Below are 23,223 nucleotides of genomic sequence, written 5' to 3'. Positions count from 1 at the left end.
TCAGCGGCAGCTTGGGTGATCAGGGCGCCGACCAGTCGCCGCTCTTGCCGCCATGCTTTTCTTGCACGCGCACATCGCTGATGACCATGCCACGATCGGCCGCCTTCACCATGTCGTAAATGGTCAGCAGGCCGATCTGCACCGAGGTCAACGCTTCCATCTCAACACCGGTGCGGCCCAGAGTCTCCACCTGAGCGCGGCACAGCACGGCATTGGCGGCGCTGTCGATTTCAAAATCAACCGTCACCCGTGTCAGCGGCAGCGGGTGGCAGAGCGGAATCAGGTCGGCCGTTCGCTTGGCAGCTTGGATGGCGGCGATTCGGGCGATGCCCAGCACATCACCCTTCTTGGCATTGCCGTTTACGATCAGGGCCAAGGTGGCGGGTTGCATGCTGATGCGACCGGCGGCCACCGCGATGCGATGGGTCACGTCTTTGGCCGCCACGTCAACCATCTGGGCTTGGCCTTGGGCATCAAAATGCGTCAGTTCGGAAGTCATATCTGGGGTGGCCGCTTGAGCGCGGCAACAATTGGGAAACGATTCTGGCCTCATCATAGAGAGGCTTGTCAGCGCTGGAGTCTGTATTGTTGAAACGATCGGTCGGTTTGATGCGTCGCCCCCCCCGCGCAGCGGTGAGTCTGCTTGCGGCGCTGGTTTTGAATTTGGGTTTCCCGGCCGGCTATGCCCAGGTCAATCTGCCCGCTTTAGGTGACGCGGTTTCCCAGGATCTGGATGTGGGTACCGAACGGCGCATCGGCGATCAGGTGATGCGCCAGATCCGCCCAGACCCCGACTATCTGGATGACCCGCTCCTGTTGGAGTATGTGCAAGCGACCTGGGCGCCCTTGGTGAAGACGGCCAAGCAGCTGGGCAATATCGGCGACGAAACCCAAGACCGCTTTGCTTGGGAAACTTTTCTGGTGCGCGACCGCAGCATCAATGCCTTTGCCCTGCCGGGCGGCTTTGTGGGTGTGCATCTGGGTTTGATTGCCATGACCGGCTCGCGCGATGAGCTGGCATCGGTCTTGGCGCATGAGTTGTCCCACGTCACGCAGCGCCATATCGCGCGGCGGCTGGCCGGTGATTCGCGCAACAGCATGCTGGCGCTGGCTGGCTTGATCGCCGGGCTGATCGTGGCTTCGCGCTCGGGCAGCCCCGATGTGGCGAACGCCGCCATCGTCGGTAGCCAGGCGGCCGCTGCGCAAGCCTCTTTGAGCTTTTCGCGCGATATGGAACGCGAGGCGGACCGGGTGGGTTTTTCGGTGCTGAGTCAGGCGGGTTATGCACCCTCGGGCATGTTCAGCATGTTTGAGCGCATGGAGCAGGCCAACCATTTGATGGACTCGGGCGCTTATCCTTACTTGCGCTCTCACCCTTTGACCACCGAGCGTATTGGTGACGCGCGCACTCGCATGGGCACCGAGGCCTACAACCGGCCCGAGGGGGCGGCCGAGCATGCTTTGATGGCGGCACGCTCGCGTGTCTTGATGGACCCGCGCGCCGAGGCCTGGAAGCATTTGCAAGACTACGATGCTGGCGCACGCGAGTTGCGGGCGGGCGATAGTTCAAGCAAGGGCTTTGAACAATTGGGGGCACGCTATGCCAGCGCGCTGGCCTCGATCAAGATGCGCGACTACGGGCGCGCCGAGAACGCCTTGCGCAGTGCTGAGCTGACGCTGCAACTGATTGGCAGTGACGAGCGCGCAGTTCGAATGCTGCGTTACTTGCGTGCCGAATTGGCCCAGGCACGTTGCCAGGCGGCCGATGGTTTCGCGGCCTTGCGTCCGCTGGCCGCAGAAAAGTCCCGCGCGCTCTTGATGCAGCAAGCGGGCTTGGCCATGGTGGACCCCAATCTGGCTTCGGCGCGTGAAGCGGCCGAGGCCTTGCAGACCTTTGTCAGCATCTATCCGATGGATGCCTCTGCCTGGACGCATCTGGGCCAGCTCTGGACCCGGCTCGATCAGCCGCTGCGATCGGTGCGCGCCCAAGGCGAGGCCCGTGCGGCCATGGGGGACTTGAACGGCGCGATCGATCGCTTGCGTTCGGGCTTGCGGCAGTCGCGCGGTCGTGATGCCGACCAGATCGAAGCCGCGGTGATCGACTCACGCCTGCGCACGCTCTCGTATCAGCGTCGCCAGATGCTGGAAGACATGTACCCGCGCGGTGTGCCGCCCGGCGCCGAGTTGCCGAACTGAGTGAGGCAGTCAGTCGAGTGGCGGGAACAGCCGCTCGATGACGATATCGATCAACATGCCGCACAAGCTGTAGATCAGTGAGCCGATCAAGGCGGCCCAAAAGCCCGCCACTGCGAAGCCGTCCAGCAAATTCGCCGCCGCCCAGAACATCAGGGCATTGATGACGAACAAGAACAGGCCCAGGCTGAGCACCGTGACCGGCAAGGTCAGCAGTACCAAGATGGGGCGCAACAAGGTGTTGAGCAGGCCCAGCACCATGGCAGCAATCAGCGCCGAGGTGAAAGACTTCACCTCCACGCCGGGGTAGAGATGAGCCACCAGCAGCAGCGCTGCGGCCAGTAAAAGCCAACGCACAAGTGTCTTCATGCGCGCAAGCATACAGGGGTGGCGTGAACAAATGCCTTGGCTTGAGATGGAGGTTTTTCCCTAAACCGGGTCAGGTCTTGCCTATGCATGGCAGAATGCGGGCTTCCGAAAGGGGAGTAGCTACGCGGCGCAGGCCGTGGCGGCCGCCCGTCAGTACGGTGTCTGTGAAGATGCCCGGGCCCCGCAGCCGGTGATTGAAGACAAACGCTTTCAGCAACTTGCTTCACACCGTCCCGCAAGACCTTTCGACATGTAGCCGCGTCTGTGCTCTGATGTGCATGCGCGTGTTTTGTCTGGTCTCTTAATGCGGGAAAGCAATGGATACGATCGCACCTCTTTGGCTTTGGTTTTTCTTCGGTGGCTCCGTGCTGGTGGCCTTGTTCGTGGACTTCGTCGTGCTGCGCAAGCAGGGTGCGCATGAGGTTTCGGTCAAGGAAGCTATCAATTGGTCGCTGGTGTGGGTGGCGCTGAGCTTGGCCTTCAATGGTTTGTTCTGGTGGGCCATCAAGGACAGCACCGGCGATGTGGCGCTGGCCAATACCCGCGCGCTGGAGTTTTTGACCGGCTATCTGATTGAGAAATCACTGGCCGTCGACAACATCTTCGTCTTCTTGATGATCTTCACCTACTTCTCGGTGCCGGCGGCGTACCAGAAGCGGGTGCTGATGTACGGCATCATCGGCGCCATCGTGCTGCGCACGGTCATGATTCTGGTCGGCGGCTGGCTGATCGCCGAGTTCCATTGGGTGCTGTATTTGTTCGGCGCCTTCTTGCTGATCACCGGCATCAAGATGTGGTGGGCCGCAGGTCAAGAGCCTGATCTGGAAAGCAACCCCGCTTTGAAGCTGCTGCGTCGCACCATGCCGGTCAGCAAGAACTTTGATGGCGAGCGCTTCTTCACGATGGAAAACGGCAAGCGTCTGGCCACGCCCCTGTTGCTGGTGATTGCACTGGTGGGCATGACCGATGTGATCTTTGCGGTGGACTCGATTCCGGCCATCTTCGCCATCACGAATGACCCCTTCATCGTGCTGACCTCGAACATCTTCGCGATTTTGGGCTTGCGTGCCATGTACTTCTTGTTGGCGGCGATGGCGAGCAAGTTCCATTTGCTCAGCTATGGTCTGGCGGTGGTGCTGGCTTTCATCGGCACCAAGATGATGCTGATCGACGTGATCAAGATCCCGGTGCTGATGTCCTTGGGTGTGGTGGTGGCGATCTTGGCGGTCACCATGGTGCTGAGCTTGCGCACCGCACCGAAGATTGCTGAAAACCGCTGACATGCGCTGCAGCCTGCAGCCTGCGGAATGCGCTGAAGCCTGCGGAACCCGCTAAGCGCTAGAGCTTGAAGTCGAGGGGCTGAGCCCCCTGTGCTTGGCGCCCCCAACCCCAGTCACCCTTTGAGGTGCCTGGGGTTTTTTCGTTCTGGCTTTCGCACAGGGCTGGGCGAAAGCCAAATATGCAAATAGCAATCGTTCGCATTAGTGTTACGATAAATGGCGAAGTGTTTGGAGGCGGGCTAAGGCTCAGTCCTTGCGTGCTCTCAACACCGATTGCTACGACTGTTTATTGCCTCTCCCTATTTGCCTTCGCTGCCAGAGCTTTTGCCGTGACCACCTCCCTCGCTGCAGTTTCCACCTCGGGGCCCAAGTACTGGCGCCTGGCTGACTCCTCCCCAGCGCCTGCCGCAGCAGCCGGGGCCAAGGCAGCTGCGGCGCCAGCCGAGTTGCCCTTCGCACCGATCCGACCTGGCAATGAATGGGGGACGCGGAGGCGACCGGGCATGATGTTGGCGGTCCTCGGGCTGCACGTCGCGCTGGCTCTGGCCTTGTTCTACCTGGCCCCCGTTCATTCCAAGCCGCCGCAGGTGCGCCCGGTCCAACTGAGCATCATTGCGGCCCCAGCACAGCCCAAGCCTGCGCTGCCCAAGCCTTTGCCGGTGCTGGCGCAAGCCAGCCCGATGCAATACATACCCAAAGTGCCGTCGGTGATCGTGGCACTTGATGTGCCGCCAGTGCCCAGCGAGTCACGGTTGGTCGCGGCAGTCCAGGTGCCAGCGGAGCAACCCGTGCGCACCACCGCGCCCGTCTCTGCGCCTGTCGCGATCGCGGCGCCCGAGCCGGTTCAGTCGACCAGCCCCAAGCAGATTCCGCCCAGCGCTGTGCGCTATTTGCGCGAACCGAGCTTGACCGTGCCTTTGCAGTCGCGTCGTTTGGGTGAGTCCGGCGTGGTGCATCTGCGCATCGTGGTGGATGCGCAGGGTCAATTGAAAGAAGTCAGCCTGAAGAAGTCATCCGGTTTCGCGCGCCTGGACCAGCAGGCTTTGCATGACATCCGAACGGCGCGCTTTGCGCCCTATCTGGAAAACGGTCGGGCGCTTGAATGGGAAACCACCGCGCTCTTGTCTTACGAGTCCGAAAAGTAATGGGCTGAACGCAGCCGACTTCTGTTTGCGGCCGGCGATTAATAACGCGCAATTCAATCGGACTGAGCGTGAGCGCAGGTCGAGCCCAGGCCTGTGGCAGCTGCCCGCCCATCGCCACTGACCCTGCGGCAGGCCCGAACAATGGGCCAGGAAGTGATGCAAGTGCGCGACACCAAGGGTAAACAGCGGGTAATTCCCTGTGAGATAGCGCCTTCTTTGGGGCTCTATGGCTTCTCAATGCCAGGGGCCAGCAGTACCATTCATCTCGCTAGGTGCTAGAGAGAATTGAAGGCTTATGCGGCCTTCACCCGGACCCGGCACATCAACAACTTTTGATGGAGAGAATTGAAATGGCAACTGCAAAGAAGGCCGCACCCGCTAAGAAAGCGGCTCCGGCCAAGAAAGCCGCTCCGGCAAAGAAAGTAGCCGCGGCTCCGGCCAAGAAGGCTGCCGCGCCGGCCAAGAAGGCCGCTCCAGCGAAGAAGGCTCCGGCCGCCAAAAAGGCTGCCGCTCCTGCCAAGAAGCGCACGCCGAACGCGGCCTTCATGAAGGCACTGACACCTAGCGCCGCTTTGGCAGCCATCGTGGGCGCAGCGCCGCTGCCGCGTACCGATGTCACCAAAAAGGTCTGGGAATACATCAAGAAGCACAAGCTGCAAGACGAAGTGCAAAAGCGCATCATCGTTGCCGACGCCGCACTGAAGGAAATCTTCGGCAAGGCCAAGGCTGATATGTTCGAGATGACCAAGCTGATCAACAGCCATCTGAAGTAAGCCGCGCGATTGAGTGCACCCCAATGAAGGCCCGGTATCCCCGGGCCTTTTTTTCTGCCTGCCGCAGCACGCAGCGTTTTGAGGCGAGGCAGTCAGCGGTGAGATTGAGCCTTCAGTGCGAACCGCCTGACTCGACGGCAATCAAAATGTGGACTTCAACTCAAGCGACACCAGGGGCAGGGTGGCTTTGAGACTCTCGGCCAAGCGTTCCACATCAATAGGTTTGAGCCAATAGTCGCTGAAACCGGCCTGAAGTGCCGCCTCTACCTGCTCAGTCAAGTCGTCGGCCGATAAGGCGACGCAGCGCAGCTGGGCGCTCGCAGGCTCGGCGCGAAGTTTTTGCAGCAAATCCAGCCCCGTCATATCGGGCAGATTCATATCGATCAAGACCAAGTCTGGCTGGTCTTCTGACAACAAGGTCAAGGCTTGCGCACCATCTTCGGCGCATTCCAGACGCCAGCCCGGTAGACGCCGGAACACCTCTTCCATCAGGACGATATTGATCCTGTCGTCTTCAACATAGATCACATAGGGGGCAGAGGCCGGATTCATGGAGTCGGTGCGGGGGTCGGAGCGAAGCCCAGGCACGATAGCAGCGAAATGCGCGGCCGCTGTTAGAGCCTCGCCCGCGGACGCGAAAAATTTGCTTTCGATGGCTCTGAACTGACCGGCAAGGCCGAGTCGACAGTCGCCGACATGCTTGGGTGCCTGCAAAGCCAGGGAAAACCGTGAAAACCGCACCAAGCTAGGGGGAGCGCCTCAAGTGACGCGATCCAATCGAATACCAGGGTTAGTACACTGTCGATATTGCGCATCGTGGAAAAAGCAGGGCTTTTCCCATCTTGCTTTCGCGCTTGTTCTGTCGCAGGCGGCGCGAATGTTGGTTGAGCGGCATCTTGTTGTTAATCGGAAATCTATCCATGTCCTTGCTTGCATCTATTGCTTTCGCGGCTGCCGGCGCAGCCTCCGGCAATGTCTTGCCGCATTGTTCTTGGGACAAGCCCGGCGTGAACCCCTTTATGGGTGATGTGGTTGCGGCCGTGGATCGGTATCAAGACATTCCTGCTGCGGCCCGCGCTCGCCTGAAGGCTCGCATGCTCAAGCGGGATTACGACGAGCTGGTGACGATTCAGCGCGACGCCATCAAGGGCCAAGCGCAGTACGGCAGTGAAATCCGCGATATGCACTTCGGCGCCAACAGCGTTTGCAAGACCGTCAGCCGGGCCAAATGGACGCAGCAATATGAAGAGCGTGGACTGGTCTACTGCGAAGACGGCCAATGCATCTTGGTGCCCACCGTCTGCCGCAATGTCAGCCGCATTCAGCGCATGAGCCCCAAGGCCGCGGCCGGTGGCAGCACGGTGGCTTCGGCGCATCAAGAGATCGCAGACCCGCAAACACCGCTGGAGATCGACCCTCCTGCAGCGGGGCCAATGCCAACAGCCACACCGAGCCCGGCGAATAGCTTTTCACAGATTGCCAGCGGCAATAACGAAGGCTTTGATATCAGTTCTTTGCCGCCCACCGGCGCTGGCTTCACCGGCCCAAGCCCCGGCTTTGGAGGTATTGCGGTGCCTTCATTGCCGCCCGGCACATTGACCGTGCCTCCGGTCGATCCACCCGTGGTGCCGCCGGTGCCACCCGTCGTGCCCGGCATTCCCGAGCCTGGCACCTGGGCGATGCTGATGGCAGGCCTCTTGGCCGTGGGTTTTGTGGCCCGTCGCCGTCGCATCTAAACACCCAACAAAAGAAAGGGGCCTCATCGAGGCCCCTTCGTCTTTTCAGCGCTTCAATCGGCGCTTAGCGCAGCCAGTTCAACGCAACAAGGCCTTCAGATAGCGACCGGTGTGGCTGCCTTCATGAGCGGCCAAGTCCTCAGGGGTGCCGGCCAACAGCAATTGCCCGCCGCCTGAGCCGCCCTCGGGGCCCATATCGATCAACCAGTCGGCCGTCTTGATGACGTCCAAGTTGTGTTCGATCACCACGATGGTGTTGCCCGCGTCGCGCAGCTGGTGCAAAACCTTCAGCAGCAAGGCGATGTCGGCAAAGTGCAGGCCGGTGGTCGGCTCGTCCAGGATGTAGAGCGTGCGGCCGGTGTCGCGCTTGCTCAGTTCCAGTGCCAGCTTGACCCGCTGCGCCTCGCCGCCCGAGAGCGTGGTGGCGCTTTGCCCCAGCTTCACATAGCCCAGGCCCACATCCAGCAGGGTCTGCAGCTTGCGCGCCAAGGTCGGCACCGCGCTGAAGAACTGATGCGCATCCTCGATGGTCATCGCCAGCACTTCGGTGATGTTCTTGCCCTTGTAGAGCACTTCCAGGGTTTCGCGGTTGTAGCGCTTGCCGTGGCAGGTGTCGCAAGGCACGTAAACATCCGGCAGGAAGTGCATCTCCACCTTCAGCACGCCATCGCCTTGGCAGGCCTCGCAGCGACCACCGGCCACATTGAAGGAGAAGCGGCCTGGCCCGTAACCGCGTTCGCGTGCGGTGTTCATCTCGGCGAACAGCTCGCGTATGGGCGTGAACAAGCCGGTGTAAGTGGCGGGATTTGATCGCGGCGTGCGGCCGATCGGCGACTGGTCCACATTGATGACCTTGTCGAAAGCGTCCAGCCCTTCGATCTCATCATGCGGCGCGGGGTCGGCATGGCTTTGGTAGATCTTCTTGGCCACCGCTGTGTAGAGCGTGTCATTGACCAAGGTGCTCTTGCCGGAGCCGGACACCCCGGTCACGCAGGTCAAGAGGCCCACCGGGATCTCGACCGTCACGCCCTTCAAATTATTGCCGCGCGCATTGATGATTTTCAGTGACTTGTGCTCGGCATCGGCCGGCACGCGGTGGCGCTCGCGCGGCACCTCGATCTTGGCAGTGCCGGACAGATAGCGCCCGGTCAAGGAGGCGGGGTTGGCGGCCACCTCGGCCGGCGTGCCCTGCGCAATGATGTGGCCGCCGTGCACACCAGCACCTGGCCCCAGGTCCAGCACATAGTCGGCGGCGCGGATGGCGTCTTCGTCATGCTCCACCACCAGCACCGAGTTGCCCAGGTCGCGCAGGCGGCGCAGGGTGGCGATCAGGCGGTCGTTGTCGCGCTGGTGCAGGCCGATGGAGGGCTCGTCCAGCACATACATCACCCCGGTCAGGCCGGAGCCGATCTGCGAGGCCAGGCGGATGCGCTGCGCTTCGCCGCCCGACAAGGTGTCGGCGCTGCGGTCCAGGCTCAGATAGTTCAGGCCCACATCGTTCAAGAAGCGCAGCCGTGAGGTGATCTCGCGCACCACTTTGTCGCCGATTTCGGCCTTGGCGCCCTTGAGCTTCAGGCCTTCAAAATAGTGCAGGCAGTCGCGCAGGGTGGAATGCTCGACCTCATAAATCGGCCGCCCCTGTTCGCCCGCAGCCGCATCGGCCGGTTGCAGCAAGACATTGCGGGCCTCGCGGCGCAGCCGTGAACCCTCGCAATGCGGGCACTTCTTGGGCGCCATATAGCGGGCCAGGTCTTCACGCACCGCGCTGGAGTCGGTCTCCTTGAAGCGTCGCTGCAGATTCGGCAGGATGCCTTCAAAGGGATGCGAGCGTTTCACCGCGCGCTTCTTGGTGCCGCCACCGGCGGCCGTGCTTTCGGCCTGGTAGACGAACTGAATCTCGTCCGTGCCCGAGCCATACAAAAGCGCTTGCCGCGCCGTCTCGGGCAATTCCTCAAAAGGCAGATCGATGTCGAATTGGTAATGTGCCGCCACTGCCTCCAGCATCGAGAAGGTGTAGGCATTGCGACGGTCCCAGCCCTTCACCGCGCCGCTGGCCAGGCTCAAGCTGGGGAAGGCGACAACCCGCTCGGGGTCGAACACCGTCATCTGGCCCAAGCCCTCGCAAGAGGGGCAGGCCCCCACCGGTGAGTTGAAGGAGAACAGGCGGGGTTCCAACTCCGGCAGCGAATAGCTGCAGATCGGGCAGGCGAACTTGCTGGAGAAAATCTGCTCCTTGCCGCTGTCCATATTCAGCACCAGCGCACGGCCCTCGGCCAAACGCAAGGCGGCCTCGAAGCTCTCGGCCAGGCGCTGGCGCAGTGAGTCGGCACTCTCGGCCTTGATCTTGACCCGGTCGATGACCACGTCGATATCGTGCTTCTCGGCTTTTTTCAGCGCCGGGAAGTCCGGTGCGTCGACGGTGACGCCATCCACCCGGAAGCGCACATAGCCTTGCGCCTGCATGGCCTCGAAGAGGTCCAGGAACTCGCCCTTGCGGTCGCGCACCACCGGCGCCAGCAGCATCAGCTTGCTGTCTTCCGGCATGGCCAAGACCGCGTCCACCATCTGGCTGATGCTTTGCGCTTCCAGCGGCAGCTGGTGGTCGGGGCAGAAGGGCGTGCCGGCGCGAGCGTAGAGCAGGCGCAGGTAGTCGTGGATTTCGGTGACGGTGCCGACCGTCGAGCGGGGGTTGTGGCTGGTGGCCTTTTGCTCAATGGAAATGGCCGGCGACAAGCCTTCGATGACGTCCACATCCGGCTTGTCCATCAGCTGCAAGAACTGGCGCGCATAGGCCGACAAGCTCTCGACGTAGCGACGCTGGCCCTCGGCGTACAAGGTGTCAAAGGCCAGGCTGGACTTGCCCGAACCCGACAGGCCGGTGATCACCACCAGTTTGTTGCGCGGCAGGTCTACATCGATGTTCTTCAGATTGTGGGTGCGCGCCCCCCGCACGCGGATCATCGGCACTTCAAACGGCAAGGGTGTGGGGTCGGTCATGGTCGGCAAATAGGCGAGGCAACCCGCCATCATAGGGCGCCAGCACTTGGACTGGGCAATCTCTTGGACTTGCGAGGTCCTGATGCTGTGCACGAATTCTAGGGAAAACCCTTCGTCGCGCTCAGCCGCAAGCCAAACGCCCGGGCTGGCAGTTCGTCGCAAGGCGAAGGCGGGCGCCTGTGGGCTTTCGCACAATGAGTCCAACGAAGCCGAAAACGACTTCGTACCCAGTGACTCAATTCAAGGAGAACCCATCATGTCAAGCCAACAAATCCTCACCAAGACCCTTTTTGCCGTCGCCGCTCTGGGCTTTAGCACCTTGTCACAGGCTGCGCCGCAAACCGAAGTGACCCAGCTGCCCCGCGTGGTCATCAGCGCCAAGGCCGCACCGGCCCTGCAAGTGGTGCAACTGCCGCGCGTGGTGGTGACCGGTTTGAGCATGAACAGCCAAATGCAGCAGCAAATGCTGGCCGCCGCCAAGCCCGCCAAGAACAGCGCGCGCCGTGTCTGAAGACGCGGGCAAGAGCCTGCTTTCCCATCCTCTGGGGTCGAGCCGAAGCGCAGCCACAGCGCGCGCATGTCAGCCCTGCTGCTGCGCTTCGGTTTGATCCCTAGAAGCTGTCATAAGTCATACCCGACAATGCCCCCTGATCCAAACAGCGCTTGAGGGCAGCTGGCGCCGTATTTCAGCGGCGCAGCAGCCCTGGCGCATCCAGTCAGAGGCAGGGGAAAAGAGTGACAGACGAAATCCGCAAGCGCAGGTCTTGGCTTGACGGCTTCATGGCGTACGCCTTGCCTAGCGGCCTGAGCGAGGCGCAGGCGCGCGACCATATCGTGGTGCTGGACCAGCGCCTCTACGCCCTTTGGGACTTGGGCGAAAACCTGATTTTTGCCTGGAGCCCGGTGCCCAGCGGCCTGCGCTTGCTGGTGGCACCGCACCCCTTGCTGACCGAATTCAGCCAATCCAGCCCCGATGCACAAGAGGCAAGGCGCCGCAGCCGCGTGCTGGATGAGTTGTTGGCCCATCCGACCCATCTGCCCGAGGCTCAGTTCGAGCAGGTGGCCGCCGAGCTGGGCCTGCAGCCGCAGCTGATTGAGTTGCCCTTCTCGCCGGAACTCGGCCTGGGCCTGGAGCTGACGGCCGCCATCGTGGCGCGCTATGGCATTCGCCTGGTGGAAGACCGGGCGGTGATTCTGTTCGACGCGGTGGGTTTCTCGCTGCTCAGCCCTTTGCAACAGGTGGTGCAGCTGAACAGCTTGTCCTGCTCGGTGAATGCCGCCTACGCCAAGCTGTTGGATCGCGAGATCAATATCAACTTCGCCCGCACCACCACCGGCGACGGCTTCTACATCTGGAACCGCATGCGCGGTGTCGAGGCCAATGTCGAGCTGTATCAACTTTTGCAGTTCATCTTGGCCGACAACGCCTTGGCGCGTGAGCGTGCCAAGCGGCCCGAGTCGGTGCCGCAGCTGCGCGCGGCCTTCCATGTGGGTTCGCACTACGAGTTCTATCAAAGCGAAGGCCTGAACCCCACCTCCTTCAGCTATTTGGTCGGCCAGGTGACGATTGAACTCGCTCGCATGATTGACCGCGCTCTGCCGGGGCAGGTGCTGGTCGGCAAGTTCAATACCTTGATGCGCAGCGAGTCCAGCGGCGAGATTCAGCGCATCGACAGCATTGAGTTCGTGGAGCGGACCCGCCGCCCCCTCAAGCAATTGAACGGGCTGAACTTGGCGGGCGCCGAGATCGATGAAATCGCCTGCTATTTGACCGGGCAAAAAGACGCCCAGGGGGAGTTCGGCATCAGCGAGTTCGAGATCAGCGACAAACATGGCCTGCCGCACCGGGTCTACAACGCCAAGATCAATATCCACCGGCGCCAGGGCCAGCCCATTTTCCTGGGCCTGCGGGAAGAGGATCTGCCGGCGTTTTCGGCGTCCTTGGTCAAACTGTGATTCAAACGCATCCACTGGTTGTAGGATGGATCTCAGCACGCCCTCGCCACAAGAGCCCCAGGCCATGACCGAGCCGAATCCCCGTGCGTCCACGCTGCAAGCAATGGGGCAGCGACGCAACCTGACCGTGATGTTCGCCGACCTGTCCGAGTCGACTCGGCTGGCCGATGGCATGGAGACCGAGCATTACGCCGTCATGCTGACCGACTTGCGGGCGCTGTACCAAAGCGTGGTGCCGCGTCATGGCGGCACGGTGGTGCGCATCCAGGGCGATGGCATGTTGGCCATTTTTGGTCACCCCGAGGTGCGCGAAGATGACGGCCGTCGCGCCACCGAGGCCGCCCTGGAGTTACACCAAGCGGTGCGCTGCCTGCAACCGCCGAATGGCGCCGCGCTGTGGCCGCACGGGCAGACGCTCAGCCTGCACACCGGCATTCACGCCGGCCTGGTGTTGATGGAAGACGGCGACTCGGTGCGCGGTCGCTTCGAACTGCTGGGCAACACGCCGAACTTTGCGGCGCGCTTGTCCGACGAGGCCGGTGCCGATGAGATTTTGGTCAGCGAGGAAACGCTGGGCTTGCAAAGCCATTACTTCCAGACCAGCGAACGCCGCGAGTTGCAACTGAAGGGCCGCGGCAGCCCGCTGACCGTTTATGCCATCCTGGGGCGCAGCGCCATCGGGCGGCGTTTCGAGGCCAGTCTTTTGCGCGGCTTGTCGCCCTTTGTGGGTCGGGCTCAGGAGTTGGCGCAGCTGGAAGAGGCCCTGGAGCATGCCATGCAAGGGCGGCCGCGCTGGATCAGCCTGCGCGCCAATGCCGGCATGGGCAAGACCCGCTTGACCGAGGAGTTTCTCAGTCGGGCCGCCGAGCGTAACTGCCAGGTTCACCGGGGCTATTGCGAAAGCTATTTGAGCGCCGAGCCGCTGCAACCCTATTTGCAGATCTTGCGTGCCCTGCAAACGCAAGAGCAAGCGGCTGCCGCTGCCGTGCTGAACAGCAAGCCGGTGGAGCGCCCGGCCGCATGGTTGCGTCTGATCGCCGACTTGGCCCGACAAGGCCCACAGCTGGTGTGCATCGACGATTTGCAATGGGCCGACGACGCCAGCTTGTTGCTGCTACATCGGATGCAGAAGATGGCCGTCGAGCACCAGCTGCCCCTGCTTTTGTTGACGGCCACGCGGCCGCAGCCCATGGATGAGGCCTTACCCGACTTGGCGCCGGTGCGCGACGAGTCCGAGCTCAAAGTCATTGATCTGCGGCCCTTCAACGACTGCGAGTCGGCTCATGCCGTCGTGCATCTGCTGCCGACTACCGACCCCTTCATTGCCGCTGAGATTCAGCGTCATGCAGGCGGCAACCCGCTGTTCATCGAAGAGCTGTGCCATGCGCTGAAGCATGAAATCGGATCCCGGCCTGCGCAGTCGCCCCAGCTGCAGCGCGAGCAAGTCGGTCAAGCCTGGTTGTCGGCCTTGATCGAATCGCGGGTGGCGCGCTTGCCGGCCGCTCAAGCTCATTTACTGCGCACCGCCGCGGTGATTGGCAATGTCATTCCCGCCTGGCTTTTGGAGCGCCTGACCGGCTGCGGCGAGCGTGACCCGGCGGTGCTGGCCTTGGCCGAGCAGGACTTCGTCTTCCCCGATCGACGCGCCGGTTTCTTGCGTTTCAAGCACGGCATCACGCGTGACGTGGTTTATGAGTCGATCGGTTGGCATGAGCGCCAGTCCATGCACCGGCATGTGGCGGCCGAGCTGCGCTCGCAGATCGACAGCACGCCGCGCCAGCCTACCGATGAGTTGCTCGCCTATCACGGCGGCGCCGCCGGCCAATGGGAAGAGGCGGTGTTTCACGCCGAAAGAGCGGGCGATCAGGCACTGGCTTCGTCCGCCTTGGATCGCGCCAAAAAGCAATACCGCGCGGCCTTGGTCGCGCTGGAGCATCAGCCACCCAGCGCGGCGCTTGACGCGCATTGGGTGTCGATTGCCCAGCGCTTCGGCCTGGCCTGCGTGTTCGATGCCTCGCGGGCCGATTTGCGCGTTTTGCAGCATGCGGCCAAGCTGGCGCTGGCGGGCGGCGATGCGGCGCAGATCGCGCGTGCTGAGTATTGGTTGGGTTATGTCAGCTATGCGCTGGGCGATGCCAAGGCCGGTTTGCGGCACTGCGAGCACGGCCTGCTCGCGGCTGAACAGGCGGGGGATGCGGCCCTGGGCGCGCAGCTGCGCGGCACCCGCGGGCAGATCCTGGCAGCTGCCGCGGACTACCCGGCGGCGCTGCGCTTGTTGGATGAGGCGCTGGGCTTTCAGCGCCCGAAGGACAGCAGCACTGGCACGGGGACCTTGGCCAGCCTGGGCCGGCCGGCGATCGGCCGCACTTACTCCTTGGCTTGCAAGGCCTATGTGCTGGGTGATCAGGGCAATTTTCTGGCGGCCCATGAGGCCTTTGATGAAGCCTTGTCCTATGTGCGCGGCAGCAATTTGCCGGTCGAGGCCTCGGTGCAAGGCTGGCGGGCGGCGGTGCTGTTGTGGCAAGGCCGTTGGGCCGAGGCGCGCCAGAGCGCCGATGAAGCGCACCGCATCGGCGGGCGCGTGCGCAGCTTGTTCACCTTCTCTATGGGCCATGCGGCCGGCGCTTACGGGGCTTGGATGGAGGAGCGCAGCGAGGGCGCTGCGGCGGCCTTGCTGGACTCGATTGCATGGCTGGCGCCGCGTGGCGGCGGTTTGTTCAGCTCCTTCAACCATGGCTGGCTGGCCGAGGTCTTGGCCGATCAGGGTGACCGGGCTGGTGCGCGCCAGCAGATTGCCAAGGCGCTGATGCGTTCGCGTCAGCGCGACTGGATTGGCGTGGCCATGGCTTACCGTGCGGCGGCCAAGCTGGCGCTGGCCGATTCGAAGCCTCATCAAATCAAGCGCTATTTGGCGGCGGCCGAACGGGTGGCGGCCCTGCGTGGCTCGGCCCATGAGTCGGCGCTCAACCAGCTCTGCGCGGCCGAGATGGCCATCGCCTTGGGCCAGCCAGCGCAAGCGCTCTTGGACCAGGCTAGTGCCAGCTTTGAGCGCCTGGACATGGCCTGGCATCTGCGCCGCGCCCAGCAACTGCGGGTGCAGATTTAAGCCGAGGCTTTTTTGCTATTGTTATTGCTTTTGCGAGCGAAGAAAGCCTCGATTTCCTCCAGCGTTCGCCCCTTGGTTTCGGGCAGCAAGAAACTAGCGGTCAAAAAGTAGACCACGGTGCAGCCGGCCCAGAAGAAGAACATCGCCGCATAACCATGGTGTCCCACGGTGGGCAGGAAGACGGCCGCAATGGTGGTCGAGACAAACTGGTTGATCAGCAGCGCGATGCTCATGCCGTTGGAACGGATGCGCGTGGGCATCAGCTCTGACAAGGCCAGCCAGACGCAAACCCCGGGGCCGACAGCGAAGAAGGCCACAAAGGCGAAGATGCAGGCGGTCACCAGCCAGCCATGGCTTTCGCTGGGCACCGGGCCGATCCAGGCTTGCTCAATCTTCAGCGGCGCAGTGGCGGCACTGGCGGGGTCGGCGAAGGGGTTCAGGTGCAGGCGGCGGAAGAAGGCGCCGATGACGCTGTCGGCCTGCACCGTGTCGGCGCGGGCGATTTGCAGGCTCTTCAAGTCCAGATCATCGCTGCGGCGCGTCTGCACATTGCTGAAGTCACCAAAAGAGTAGGCCAGCGTCAGCTGCTGCGGCTGGCCCTGGCTGGAGAGGCCTTGTGCCTGCAAGAAAGCGTCGTCCAGCTTCATGCTCAGGCTGTCGCCTTGCACCAAGGCTTGTACCGCGGGGGCAATGTCTTGGCGGCCGCGCTCGGCTTGCCAGAACAAGAGGCCGCTCAGCAGCAAGGACAAGCAGATGCCGCCGCTGCCCAGCATCAACAAGAACTTGCGGCCCTTGCGGTCCACCAAGACCACCGCCACCACCGTCATCAAGGCATTCAGCAGCTTGACTGCGACATCGGCCGCATTGGCGCTGGAGCCGGGCAGGCCGGCCTGATGCAAGATGGTGACCAAATAGGCCAGGATGGAGTTGATGCCCGTGGCCTGGGTGCAGGCCAGGATCACGCAGGCCAGAAAAAACGGGGCGAGATAGCGGCGGCTCAGCAGGGCATCGGTGGCCGAACCCTTGCCTGAATCCGTATTGGAATCGGCGGCCAGCGCTTGCATCTCTTGCCACTCGGCCTGCGCTTGTTCGGCACTGCGGCTGCGCTGCAAGGTCGCCAAGGCCTCGGATTTTCGGCCACGGCGGAACAACCAACGCGGCGACTCGCCCAGCGCCAGGCTGCCGGCGGTGAAGACCAACCCGGGCAGCAGGCAGATCCAGAAAATGCTGCGCCAAGCTTGATCCTTGGCGGCAAACAGTGCCGCACCACCGTCACCCAAGGCTTGGGCGGAAAGGCTGACGGCCTCCACCTGACGGGCATAGTGCAGACCAATCACCGCAGCCAACACCAGACCTATGGTCAGCAGCAGCTGGAACATGGCCGTGCCCCGGCCGCGGTTGTCGGCGCCCAGGCATTCGGCCAGATAGAGCGGCACCACCACGCCGATCAGGCCGCCGCTGATGCCTTGCAAAAGCCGGCCCAGCAGCAGTGGGGTGTAGCCCTCGGCCAGGGCGATGCAAGGGATGCTCAGCGTGAACAGTGCGCCGCTGAGGATCAGTACTTTCTTGCGGCCGATCCAGTCCGCCAGCGCGCCGGCAAACAGCGAGGACAAAACGCTGCCCAAGAGCACGGCCGCGACGATGAAGCCCAGCTGCTGGGCGCTGAGCTTCCACAGCACTGAGGCGGTGGACTCCAAATAGGGCAGGGCGCCGGCGATGATGCCGATGTCAATGCCGTAGAGCAGGCCGCCCATGCCGGCGATGAAGAGCATATAGCGCATGCGCCAATGCGCGCCCTCTTGCTGAAGCGGCGTGGCGCCCAAGCTTGAAGGGGCTGAGGTCGATGGGCTGCTGCTCATGGGGCGCTGTCCTTGGCGGAATGGGGGGCGGGCTGCAGCGTCAATGCTTCGCCCTCGATGACGACGGATGTCAATTGAAGATCAGAGTCGAAGGCCAGCAAATCGGCCCAGGCACCGGGCTCGATGCGGCCGCGATCGGGCAGGCCCAGATAGTCGGCCGGGTTGCGCGACAGCATGTGTGAAGCCGCCGCTAGATCGATGCCGATCTCACACAGATTGCGCAGGGCCTGGTCCATGGTCAGGGCGCTGCCGGCCAGCGAGCCACTGGCCAGGCGCACGCAGCCCAGGCACTTCAGCACCCGCTGTGAGCCGAGCGCGTACTCGCCGTCCGGCATGCCGGTGGCTGAGGTGGCGTCGGTCACGCAATAGAGCTGCGGAATTGCCCGTATCGCGGCCCGCATGGCACCGGGGTGCACATGTTGCAAATCCGGGATCAGCTCGGCGAACTGCGCATGGGCCAGGGCCGCGCCAACGATGCCGGGCTGGTAGTGGTTCAGCGGCGTCATGCCGTTGAACAAATGGGTGAAGCCGGCCACGCCGGCCTGCAGCGCGGCCAGGCCGTCCTCATAGCTGCCGGCCGAATGGCCGATCTGCACCCGAATGCCCAGCTCATTGAGCTGCGGAATCAAGGCCAGATGCCCGCTCAACTCAGGCGCTAGGGTCAGTACCTTGATTGGGGCGATGGCGTGATAGTGGCGCACCACCTCCAGCGTGGCGGAGCACACCACATTCGGTTGCGCACCCAGGCGCTTGGCGCTGATGAAAGGGCCTTCCAGATGCACGCCGAGGATGCGGGCCATGCCGGAGCCGCGCTCGGCTCGCTCGCTGATGGCGGCGCTCAAGCCCTCCAGCGCATGTTCGATGGAGGCCGGGCTGGCCGTCATCGTCGTGCCCAGCAGTGCGGTGGTGCCGTGTTGGGCGTGAGCGCGGGCGACTTGTTCGGCGCTGTTGCGGCCCTCCATAGCGCCTTCCATGATGTCCACGCCAGCGGCGCCATGCACATGCAGATCGATGAAGCCGGGCAGGATGATCCGATCCGGCGACACCGTCGAGTCTTCATGCAGGCGCAGCACCCGGTCGCTGTAGTCCACATGGCCGAGCAGCCAGCCCGAGGGGGTGAGGATGCGGCCCGACAGGCGCGAGGGAGAGGAAGTCATGGCAAGGGTGAGAAGAGAGGAGACCGGTCGGGCGCGCGGGGCAGGCTTTTGTTCAGTCCACGATGACCAGCTCGATACCGAGGCGCTGCAAGCCTTCGCGGTATTCGGGGCTGATGCCGGCATCGGTCACCAGCATGTGGACCCGGTCGAGTTGCACGATGCGGTGCAGGCTGGCGCGGCCGAACTTGCTGGAGTCGCTCAGCACGATGACTTTTTTGGCGCGCTCCACCATCATGTGGTTCAGGCGTGCCTCGGCCTCGTGGTGGGTGGTCAGGCCGAACTGCAGGTCCAGGCCGTCCACGCCCAGGAAGAGCTTGTCAAAGTTGTAGCCGCTCAAGCCGGCTTCGGCTTGGGTGCCCAGGATGGAGAGCGATTTCTTGCGCAAGAGGCCGCCGCTGAGCATCAGCTCCACGCCTTCGGCATCGGCGAGTTCCCAGGCGATGTTCAGGCCATTGGTCATCACCGTCACCTCATGCAGCTCGCTGCGGTTGCGCAGCTGGTGCGCCAGCGCCATGGTGGTGGTGCCGGAGTCGATGATGATGTTGTCGCCGCTGTGCACCATTTGCGCGGCGCGTAGGCCGATGCGCTCCTTGAAGCTGCTGTTCAGCGTGTCTTTCTGGCGGATATTGTGCTCAGGCGGTGGCATGCGCTTGAGCGTGGCGCCACCATAGCTGCGCGTGACCAGGCCTTGCTCTTCAAAAGCGCTCAGGTCGGTGCGAATGGTCACCGCCGACACGCCCAGCATGGGTGCCAGGTCGGAGACCTGCACATTGCCGTGCTCCATCAACAGATGCAGGATTTGTTCGCGGCGTTTGCCGGTATTTCTTGTGCTCATGGCGAAATTCAGCTTTCGATCGATGGCCTCAGCATAAGAGATCGAAAGAAATTAGGCATTAGAGCTTTCGAGCGTCGGGGCGCTCTGCGAACGTTCGCCACTTGCTGCTGCTTCTGGTTCTAGGCTCAGGCGGCCGCCGCAGGCGCGCGCGTACTGCGCCAGCACCTGGCCGACCCGGTGCTGGGCCAGGGCCGCAGCTGAGCGACTGAGCTGGCCCTGCACCACGGCCGCGTACTGCTCGGGCATGAACTGGCTCAGCAAGGGCAGCGGCAGGGTCAGAGCGTCCAAATTGGCGATCAGGTTGTCCAGCGCGGCTTGCACCTGGGGCTCGCCCCAGTAGTAGCGGCAACGGTCGCTGAAGGCATAGGCGCGCAACAAGGCCTGGGTGGCGGCATCACCGCTGTAGTGCTTTTGCCATTGCTTGGGCGAGGCCAGCATGGCCGCGTCCAAGACTTCGGGCAGGCGCGAACAGCGCTCGGCCGGCAGCATGGCCGCTTCAATCGCAGCCAGCGCAAACCAAGCTTCGCGCAGCGCAAAGGTCACCGCCGGCCCGACCTTGAGGATGGCGAAATGGTCGCGCACCAAGGCGTGCAGCGAGGCTTCGCTTTGGTAGTCGGTGGAATGTGCTTCGAAGACCAGGCCGGTTTGTTCGGTGACGAACTGGGACAGCGCCGTCGCTTCAGCGGGCCGGTAGTGATGAATGCTGCTGTGGTCAAAGTCCACGCCCGGCTGCACCACCATGGCGATCACGCGGCCCCAAGCGGCTTGCAGATCGGGGCTGGCGAAGGCCAGGGCATGCACCTTCAGCGTTTGCGCCGCCGCCTCGGGCGTGGTGACGGCCAGGCCCGCTTCCAGCGAAGCTTCGCCGCCGGGGATGGGCACCTCGGTGCCGATCACATAGCAAGGCGGCGTCAGTCCAGCGGCTTGGGCGGCCTGCTCGGCCACCCGTGCCAAGTCGGCCGAACGCTCGGCCACGGTTTCGTCGGGCAGGCGCTGGGGGTCGTCTGCACAAGACATGCTGCAGTCCAGATGAATCTTCTCGAAGCCGGCGGCCACATAGGCGCGGATCAACTCGCGGGCATGACCCATGGCTTCAAGAGCCGGCAGATGCTGCCAGGCATTCGGGCCGAGGTGGTCGCCGCCCAGAATCAAGCGGTCTACAGCGAAGCCTTGGCTGCGCGCCAGCGCCTGCACATACTCGCGGAACTGTGGCGGCGTCATGCCGGTGTAGCCGCCGAACTGATCCACCTGATTGGAGGTGGACTCGATCAGCAGCGGCCCGCCGTATTGCTGGGCCACTTCCATGGCCGCGCGCAAGACATGCTCATTGGCGGAGCAAACGCTGTAGATACCGACCGCTTCACCGCGACGATGTCGGGCCATCAAATCAAGAAGCAAAGAAGACATGAGCTGAAGAATTCCGTGGGAGATTTGAGGCGGCTTATGCCAAATGAGCGGCTTGCAGGGCCAAGAGCGCGGCGCCGCGTGTGCCGGCGGCATCGCCAAAGCGGGGCGGCAGCACTTCGGGCACTTGCACGCTGGCGAACAGGTGCCGGGCCATGGCCTCGGGCAGCTGGGCATACAGGCGCTGAAGCTTGGACAAGCCCCCACCCAGCACGATCACATGCGGGTCTTCAATCAAGACCAGCTGCGCCAAACCGTAGGCCAGCAGGTCCAGATGCATCTCGCGCAGCTTCAAGGCCAGTGGATCGGCGGCCTCGGCCAGCACTTCAATGGCCGGCACATCGAGCATGGACTCGGTCTTGCCGCCGCTGAAATAGCGGTACAGCGCCGCGTAACCCGAGCCGGAGACATAACGCTCCAAGCAGCCGGTGAGGCCGCAAGCGCAAGACCAGAGCGGCAGCTGGTATTTTTGCTGCAACAGAGCCGGCAAGGCACTGTGGCCCCATTCGCCGGCCAGGCCATTGCGGCCGCGCAGCAGCTGGCCGTTTTGGCAAAAGCCGCCGCCCGCGCCGGTGCCGATGATGGCGCCAAACATGCTCGGGTAGCCGGCCGCCGCGCCGCCATGGGCTTCAGACAGGGCAAAGCATTGGCAGTCATTGCCAATGGACACCGGTCGGTTCAAGCGCGCCTGCAGGGCAGGACCCAAGGCCTGGCCGTTCAAGGCTGGCACATTGGAGCTGAGCTGGCGGCCGCTGCGCGGATCGGTCACGCCGGGTGCGCCCAGACCTACCGAACCGGGGCTGCCCAAGGCCGCATCGGCTTCTTGCACCAGGCCGCAGACCGCATCCAAGAAAGCGTCGAAGCTGTGCAAGGGCGTGGCCACCCGCTTGCGAAAGCGCTCCTCCAGCAGCTCGGCATCGCCATAGGCGACCAGCTCGATCTTGCTGCCGCCGATGTCGATGCCGTAATGGATTTCAGCGGGCTTCGTCATAGCTGTGCAGGGTCACGCCTTGAACCACGCGGTTGACGGTGCCGTCGGGGAAGGGGTTGTCTGGCGTCAGTCCCAGGCTGACCGAGCGCTGCAGCGCATATTGCTGCGCCATCAGCAGCCACAGCGGCGCCAGCCACTCATCGCCGCCGGCCAGCAGCTCGGGCGAGGGCTGGCAGCTCAGCGATTCGGCGTTGGAGTTGGCCTCGGTCGGGCTGCTCAAGCCCACCTGAATCACCCGACCGGCCACTTGGTCGCGGCGCAGCTCGGCCAGCAGGTCTTCGTCAAAGCGGCGCGCATAGGCATCGCTGGAGGGGAAGAGTAAGACCAGCGTGTTCTTGTCGAGAATGGACTTGGGGCCATGGCGGAAGCCCAGCGGCGTGTTGGCGAAGGCCAGCACCCGGCCGCAGGTCAGCTCCAGCACTTTCAGCGCCGCCTCTTTGGCCAGGGCTTCCATCGGCCCGCTGCCGAGATAGACGATGCGGGTGAAAGGCTGCTCTGCCAAGCCGGCCACCGGCGCGGCCCAGTCTTGCAAAAGCTGCTCGGCTTGCGCCGCCAAGGCCTCCAGCCGGGCTAGGCGTTGCGGCCAGGCTTCGGTCGAAAAGGCCAGCAGGGCCGCCAGCTGCATGCTGCTGAAACTCGAAGTCATGGCAAAGCCGCGGTCGCAAGAGGCCGCGGGCATCAGCAGGTTCAGGGTGTCAGCCTGTTGGCGATTGCGGCTGTAGAGCTCGCCCTCGGCATTGCAGGTGATGTTCAAAAAGCGCGGGGCATCGACCAGCTGACGCAACAGGTCCACCGCGCCCAGGCTTTCGGGGCTGTTGCCGCTGCGCGCAAAAGACACCAGCAGCGTGGGGCGGCCGCGTTGCAAGTACAAGCCTGGGTGGCTGATCAAGCTGGTGGTGGGCACGGCGCGCACCTCGGCGGCCCAGGCCTTGTTGGCGCGCTCCACCACCGCTTCGCCGCAGTAGGCCGAGCTGCCCGCGCCGGTGAAGATCACCAGATGCTCTGGCTTGGACAGCCATTCATTCAAAAAGCCGTCGATCTCGGCTTGCTGCGCCTGCAGGCTTTGCCCCAGCTCACGCCAGATGCGCGCCTGCTGCCCAATTTCTTCGGCCGTGTGCAGACCTTTCAGTTCGTGCCAAGCCGCTGGCGTGCGATGGAGCAATGAGTTCATAGATAAAGAGGCATGACGGTGGAATCCGTCGAAGGCGTGAATTACTTTCACTGTAGCAAAGAAGAAAAGAAAAAGAAAGTTATTTGACCTGGGTACTCAGAGCCTGATGCTCTCGTTCTGAGTCGCGGAAAAACTTACCTGATTTCGAGTTTGCTTCGATTTAATCGGGTCTTTCGTGTCCTCATGGCGCTGAGCCTCAGTCTTTTCTATCTTGTTAATTTTCGATTTCAACAAAAAAATCTAGTGGTTTT

Annotated in this window: 18 protein-coding genes; 8 read left to right on the top strand and 10 right to left on the bottom strand. The window is 63.0% G+C overall.

The genetic code is table 11. The annotated features are described in order from the left end of the window. Nucleotides 1-19: 19 nt before the first annotated feature. Nucleotides 20-499, bottom strand: a complete 480-nt coding sequence (gene moaC, locus LNV06_RS17220) for a cyclic pyranopterin monophosphate synthase MoaC (protein WP_263539528.1) — start codon at nt 497-499, stop codon at nt 20-22. Nucleotides 500-609: 110 nt separating this feature from the next. On the opposite strand from moaC, the gene LNV06_RS17215 reads away from it, so the two are divergent. Further along, entirely contained in the window at nt 610-2,196 is a 1,587-nt protein-coding gene (locus tag LNV06_RS17215) for a M48 family metalloprotease (protein WP_263539527.1), read from the top strand. Between the two features lie 9 nt (nt 2,197-2,205). Here LNV06_RS17215 and LNV06_RS17210 read toward each other — a convergent pair whose 3' ends face one another. Then, the gene (locus tag LNV06_RS17210) at nt 2,206-2,562 is read right to left on the bottom strand and encodes a phage holin family protein (RefSeq protein ID WP_263539526.1); all 357 of its coding nucleotides are present in this window, start codon (nt 2,560-2,562) and stop codon (nt 2,206-2,208) included. Nucleotides 2,563-2,879: 317 nt separating this feature from the next. Here LNV06_RS17210 and LNV06_RS17205 point away from each other — a divergent pair, with 317 nt between their 5' ends. From LNV06_RS17205 to LNV06_RS17195, 3 genes are all read left to right on the top strand, one after another. Continuing rightward, the gene (locus LNV06_RS17205; RefSeq protein WP_263539525.1) at nt 2,880-3,842 is read left to right on the top strand and encodes a TerC family protein; all 963 of its coding nucleotides are present in this window, start codon (nt 2,880-2,882) and stop codon (nt 3,840-3,842) included. A gap of 329 nt (nt 3,843-4,171) precedes the next feature. Further along, nucleotides 4,172-4,987 carry an energy transducer TonB gene (locus LNV06_RS17200; RefSeq protein WP_263539524.1) on the top strand — a complete coding sequence of 272 codons (816 nt, stop codon included), beginning with the start codon at nt 4,172-4,174 and terminating at the stop codon, nt 4,985-4,987. A gap of 350 nt (nt 4,988-5,337) precedes the next feature. Next, on the top strand, nt 5,338-5,760 hold the full coding sequence (locus LNV06_RS17195) for an SWIB/MDM2 domain-containing protein (protein ID WP_263539523.1): 423 nt from the start codon (nt 5,338-5,340) through the stop codon (nt 5,758-5,760). 141 nt (nt 5,761-5,901) lie between these two features. Here LNV06_RS17195 and LNV06_RS17190 read toward each other — a convergent pair whose 3' ends face one another. Beyond that, nucleotides 5,902-6,312, bottom strand: a complete 411-nt coding sequence (locus LNV06_RS17190; RefSeq protein ID WP_263539522.1) for a response regulator — start codon at nt 6,310-6,312, stop codon at nt 5,902-5,904. Nucleotides 6,313-6,686: 374 nt separating this feature from the next. Between LNV06_RS17190 and LNV06_RS17185 the strand changes: the two genes are divergently transcribed. Next, nucleotides 6,687-7,496, top strand: a complete 810-nt coding sequence (locus tag LNV06_RS17185; RefSeq protein WP_263539521.1) for an MHFG family PEP-CTERM protein — start codon at nt 6,687-6,689, stop codon at nt 7,494-7,496. Nucleotides 7,497-7,574: 78 nt separating this feature from the next. Here LNV06_RS17185 and uvrA read toward each other — a convergent pair whose 3' ends face one another. Further along, entirely contained in the window at nt 7,575-10,493 is a 2,919-nt protein-coding gene (uvrA, locus tag LNV06_RS17180) for an excinuclease ABC subunit UvrA (protein WP_263539520.1), read from the bottom strand. Nucleotides 10,494-10,749: 256 nt separating this feature from the next. Here uvrA and LNV06_RS17175 point away from each other — a divergent pair, with 256 nt between their 5' ends. The 3 genes from LNV06_RS17175 (at nt 10,750) to LNV06_RS17165 (ending at nt 15,555) form a co-directional block, all read left to right on the top strand. Next, complete coding sequence (locus LNV06_RS17175; protein WP_263539519.1) at nt 10,750-11,004, top strand: hypothetical protein; 255 nt, start codon at nt 10,750-10,752, stop codon at nt 11,002-11,004. A gap of 269 nt (nt 11,005-11,273) precedes the next feature. Beyond that, nucleotides 11,274-12,449 carry a hypothetical protein gene (locus LNV06_RS17170; protein WP_263539518.1) on the top strand — a complete coding sequence of 392 codons (1,176 nt, stop codon included), beginning with the start codon at nt 11,274-11,276 and terminating at the stop codon, nt 12,447-12,449. Between the two features lie 64 nt (nt 12,450-12,513). Continuing rightward, the gene (locus tag LNV06_RS17165) at nt 12,514-15,555 is read left to right on the top strand and encodes an ATP-binding protein (protein ID WP_263539517.1); all 3,042 of its coding nucleotides are present in this window, start codon (nt 12,514-12,516) and stop codon (nt 15,553-15,555) included. Here LNV06_RS17165 and LNV06_RS17160 read toward each other — a convergent pair. From LNV06_RS17160 to LNV06_RS17135, 6 genes are read right to left on the bottom strand one after another with little or no spacing between them, the layout of a single operon-like run. Beyond that, the gene (locus LNV06_RS17160) at nt 15,552-17,414 is read right to left on the bottom strand and encodes an MFS transporter (RefSeq protein ID WP_263539516.1); all 1,863 of its coding nucleotides are present in this window, start codon (nt 17,412-17,414) and stop codon (nt 15,552-15,554) included. The two genes, LNV06_RS17165 and LNV06_RS17160, sit on opposite strands and share 4 nt — an antisense overlap. After that, nucleotides 17,411-18,571, bottom strand: coding sequence for an N-acetylglucosamine-6-phosphate deacetylase (gene nagA, locus LNV06_RS17155; RefSeq protein WP_263539515.1), 1,161 nt, complete (start codon nt 18,569-18,571; stop codon nt 17,411-17,413). The genes LNV06_RS17160 and nagA overlap by 4 nt, the downstream gene beginning before the upstream one ends. Nucleotides 18,572-18,623: 52 nt before the next feature. After that, nucleotides 18,624-19,406, bottom strand: a complete 783-nt coding sequence (gene agaR / locus LNV06_RS17150; RefSeq protein ID WP_263539514.1) for a transcriptional repressor AgaR — start codon at nt 19,404-19,406, stop codon at nt 18,624-18,626. A gap of 51 nt (nt 19,407-19,457) precedes the next feature. Beyond that, the gene (locus LNV06_RS17145; RefSeq protein WP_263539513.1) at nt 19,458-20,813 is read right to left on the bottom strand and encodes a D-tagatose-bisphosphate aldolase, class II, non-catalytic subunit; all 1,356 of its coding nucleotides are present in this window, start codon (nt 20,811-20,813) and stop codon (nt 19,458-19,460) included. Nucleotides 20,814-20,847: 34 nt separating this feature from the next. Beyond that, nucleotides 20,848-21,801 carry an ROK family protein gene (locus LNV06_RS17140; protein WP_263539512.1) on the bottom strand — a complete coding sequence of 318 codons (954 nt, stop codon included), beginning with the start codon at nt 21,799-21,801 and terminating at the stop codon, nt 20,848-20,850. Next, a complete protein-coding gene (locus LNV06_RS17135; RefSeq protein ID WP_263539511.1) occupies nt 21,785-22,972 on the bottom strand; it encodes an AgaS family sugar isomerase in 1,188 nt (395 codons plus the stop codon). The genes LNV06_RS17140 and LNV06_RS17135 overlap by 17 nt, the downstream gene beginning before the upstream one ends. Nucleotides 22,973-23,223 lie beyond the last annotated feature (251 nt).

It is taken from the genome of Paucibacter sp. Y2R2-4, assembly GCF_025717535.1.
GTDB lineage: Bacteria > Pseudomonadota > Gammaproteobacteria > Burkholderiales > Burkholderiaceae_C > Paucibacter_A.
Note: the sequence above shows the minus strand (reverse complement) of the source record. Positions and strands in the feature narration are given on the sequence as shown.

Excerpts from the sequence above, each read along its gene's own strand:
- nagA (WP_263539515.1), bottom strand. The coding sequence starts at position 18,571 with ATGACTTCCTCTCCCTCGCGCCTGTCGGGCCGCATCCTCACCCCCTCG.
- LNV06_RS17210 (WP_263539526.1), bottom strand. The coding sequence starts at position 2,562 with ATGAAGACACTTGTGCGTTGGCTTTTACTGGCCGCAGCGCTGCTGCTG.
- uvrA (WP_263539520.1), bottom strand. The coding sequence starts at position 10,493 with ATGACCGACCCCACACCCTTGCCGTTTGAAGTGCCGATGATCCGCGTG.
- LNV06_RS17175 (WP_263539519.1), top strand. The coding sequence starts at position 10,750 with ATGTCAAGCCAACAAATCCTCACCAAGACCCTTTTTGCCGTCGCCGCT.
- LNV06_RS17165 (WP_263539517.1), top strand. The coding sequence starts at position 12,514 with ATGACCGAGCCGAATCCCCGTGCGTCCACGCTGCAAGCAATGGGGCAG.
- LNV06_RS17140 (WP_263539512.1), bottom strand. The coding sequence starts at position 21,801 with ATGACGAAGCCCGCTGAAATCCATTACGGCATCGACATCGGCGGCAGC.
- LNV06_RS17145 (WP_263539513.1), bottom strand. The coding sequence starts at position 20,813 with ATGTCTTCTTTGCTTCTTGATTTGATGGCCCGACATCGTCGCGGTGAA.
- LNV06_RS17195 (WP_263539523.1), top strand. The coding sequence starts at position 5,338 with ATGGCAACTGCAAAGAAGGCCGCACCCGCTAAGAAAGCGGCTCCGGCC.
- LNV06_RS17190 (WP_263539522.1), bottom strand. The coding sequence starts at position 6,312 with ATGAATCCGGCCTCTGCCCCCTATGTGATCTATGTTGAAGACGACAGG.
- agaR (WP_263539514.1), bottom strand. The coding sequence starts at position 19,406 with ATGAGCACAAGAAATACCGGCAAACGCCGCGAACAAATCCTGCATCTG.
- LNV06_RS17205 (WP_263539525.1), top strand. The coding sequence starts at position 2,880 with ATGGATACGATCGCACCTCTTTGGCTTTGGTTTTTCTTCGGTGGCTCC.
- LNV06_RS17160 (WP_263539516.1), bottom strand. The coding sequence starts at position 17,414 with ATGAGCAGCAGCCCATCGACCTCAGCCCCTTCAAGCTTGGGCGCCACG.
- moaC (WP_263539528.1), bottom strand. The coding sequence starts at position 499 with ATGACTTCCGAACTGACGCATTTTGATGCCCAAGGCCAAGCCCAGATG.
- LNV06_RS17215 (WP_263539527.1), top strand. The coding sequence starts at position 610 with ATGCGTCGCCCCCCCCGCGCAGCGGTGAGTCTGCTTGCGGCGCTGGTT.
- LNV06_RS17135 (WP_263539511.1), bottom strand. The coding sequence starts at position 22,972 with ATGAACTCATTGCTCCATCGCACGCCAGCGGCTTGGCACGAACTGAAA.
- LNV06_RS17170 (WP_263539518.1), top strand. The coding sequence starts at position 11,274 with ATGGCGTACGCCTTGCCTAGCGGCCTGAGCGAGGCGCAGGCGCGCGAC.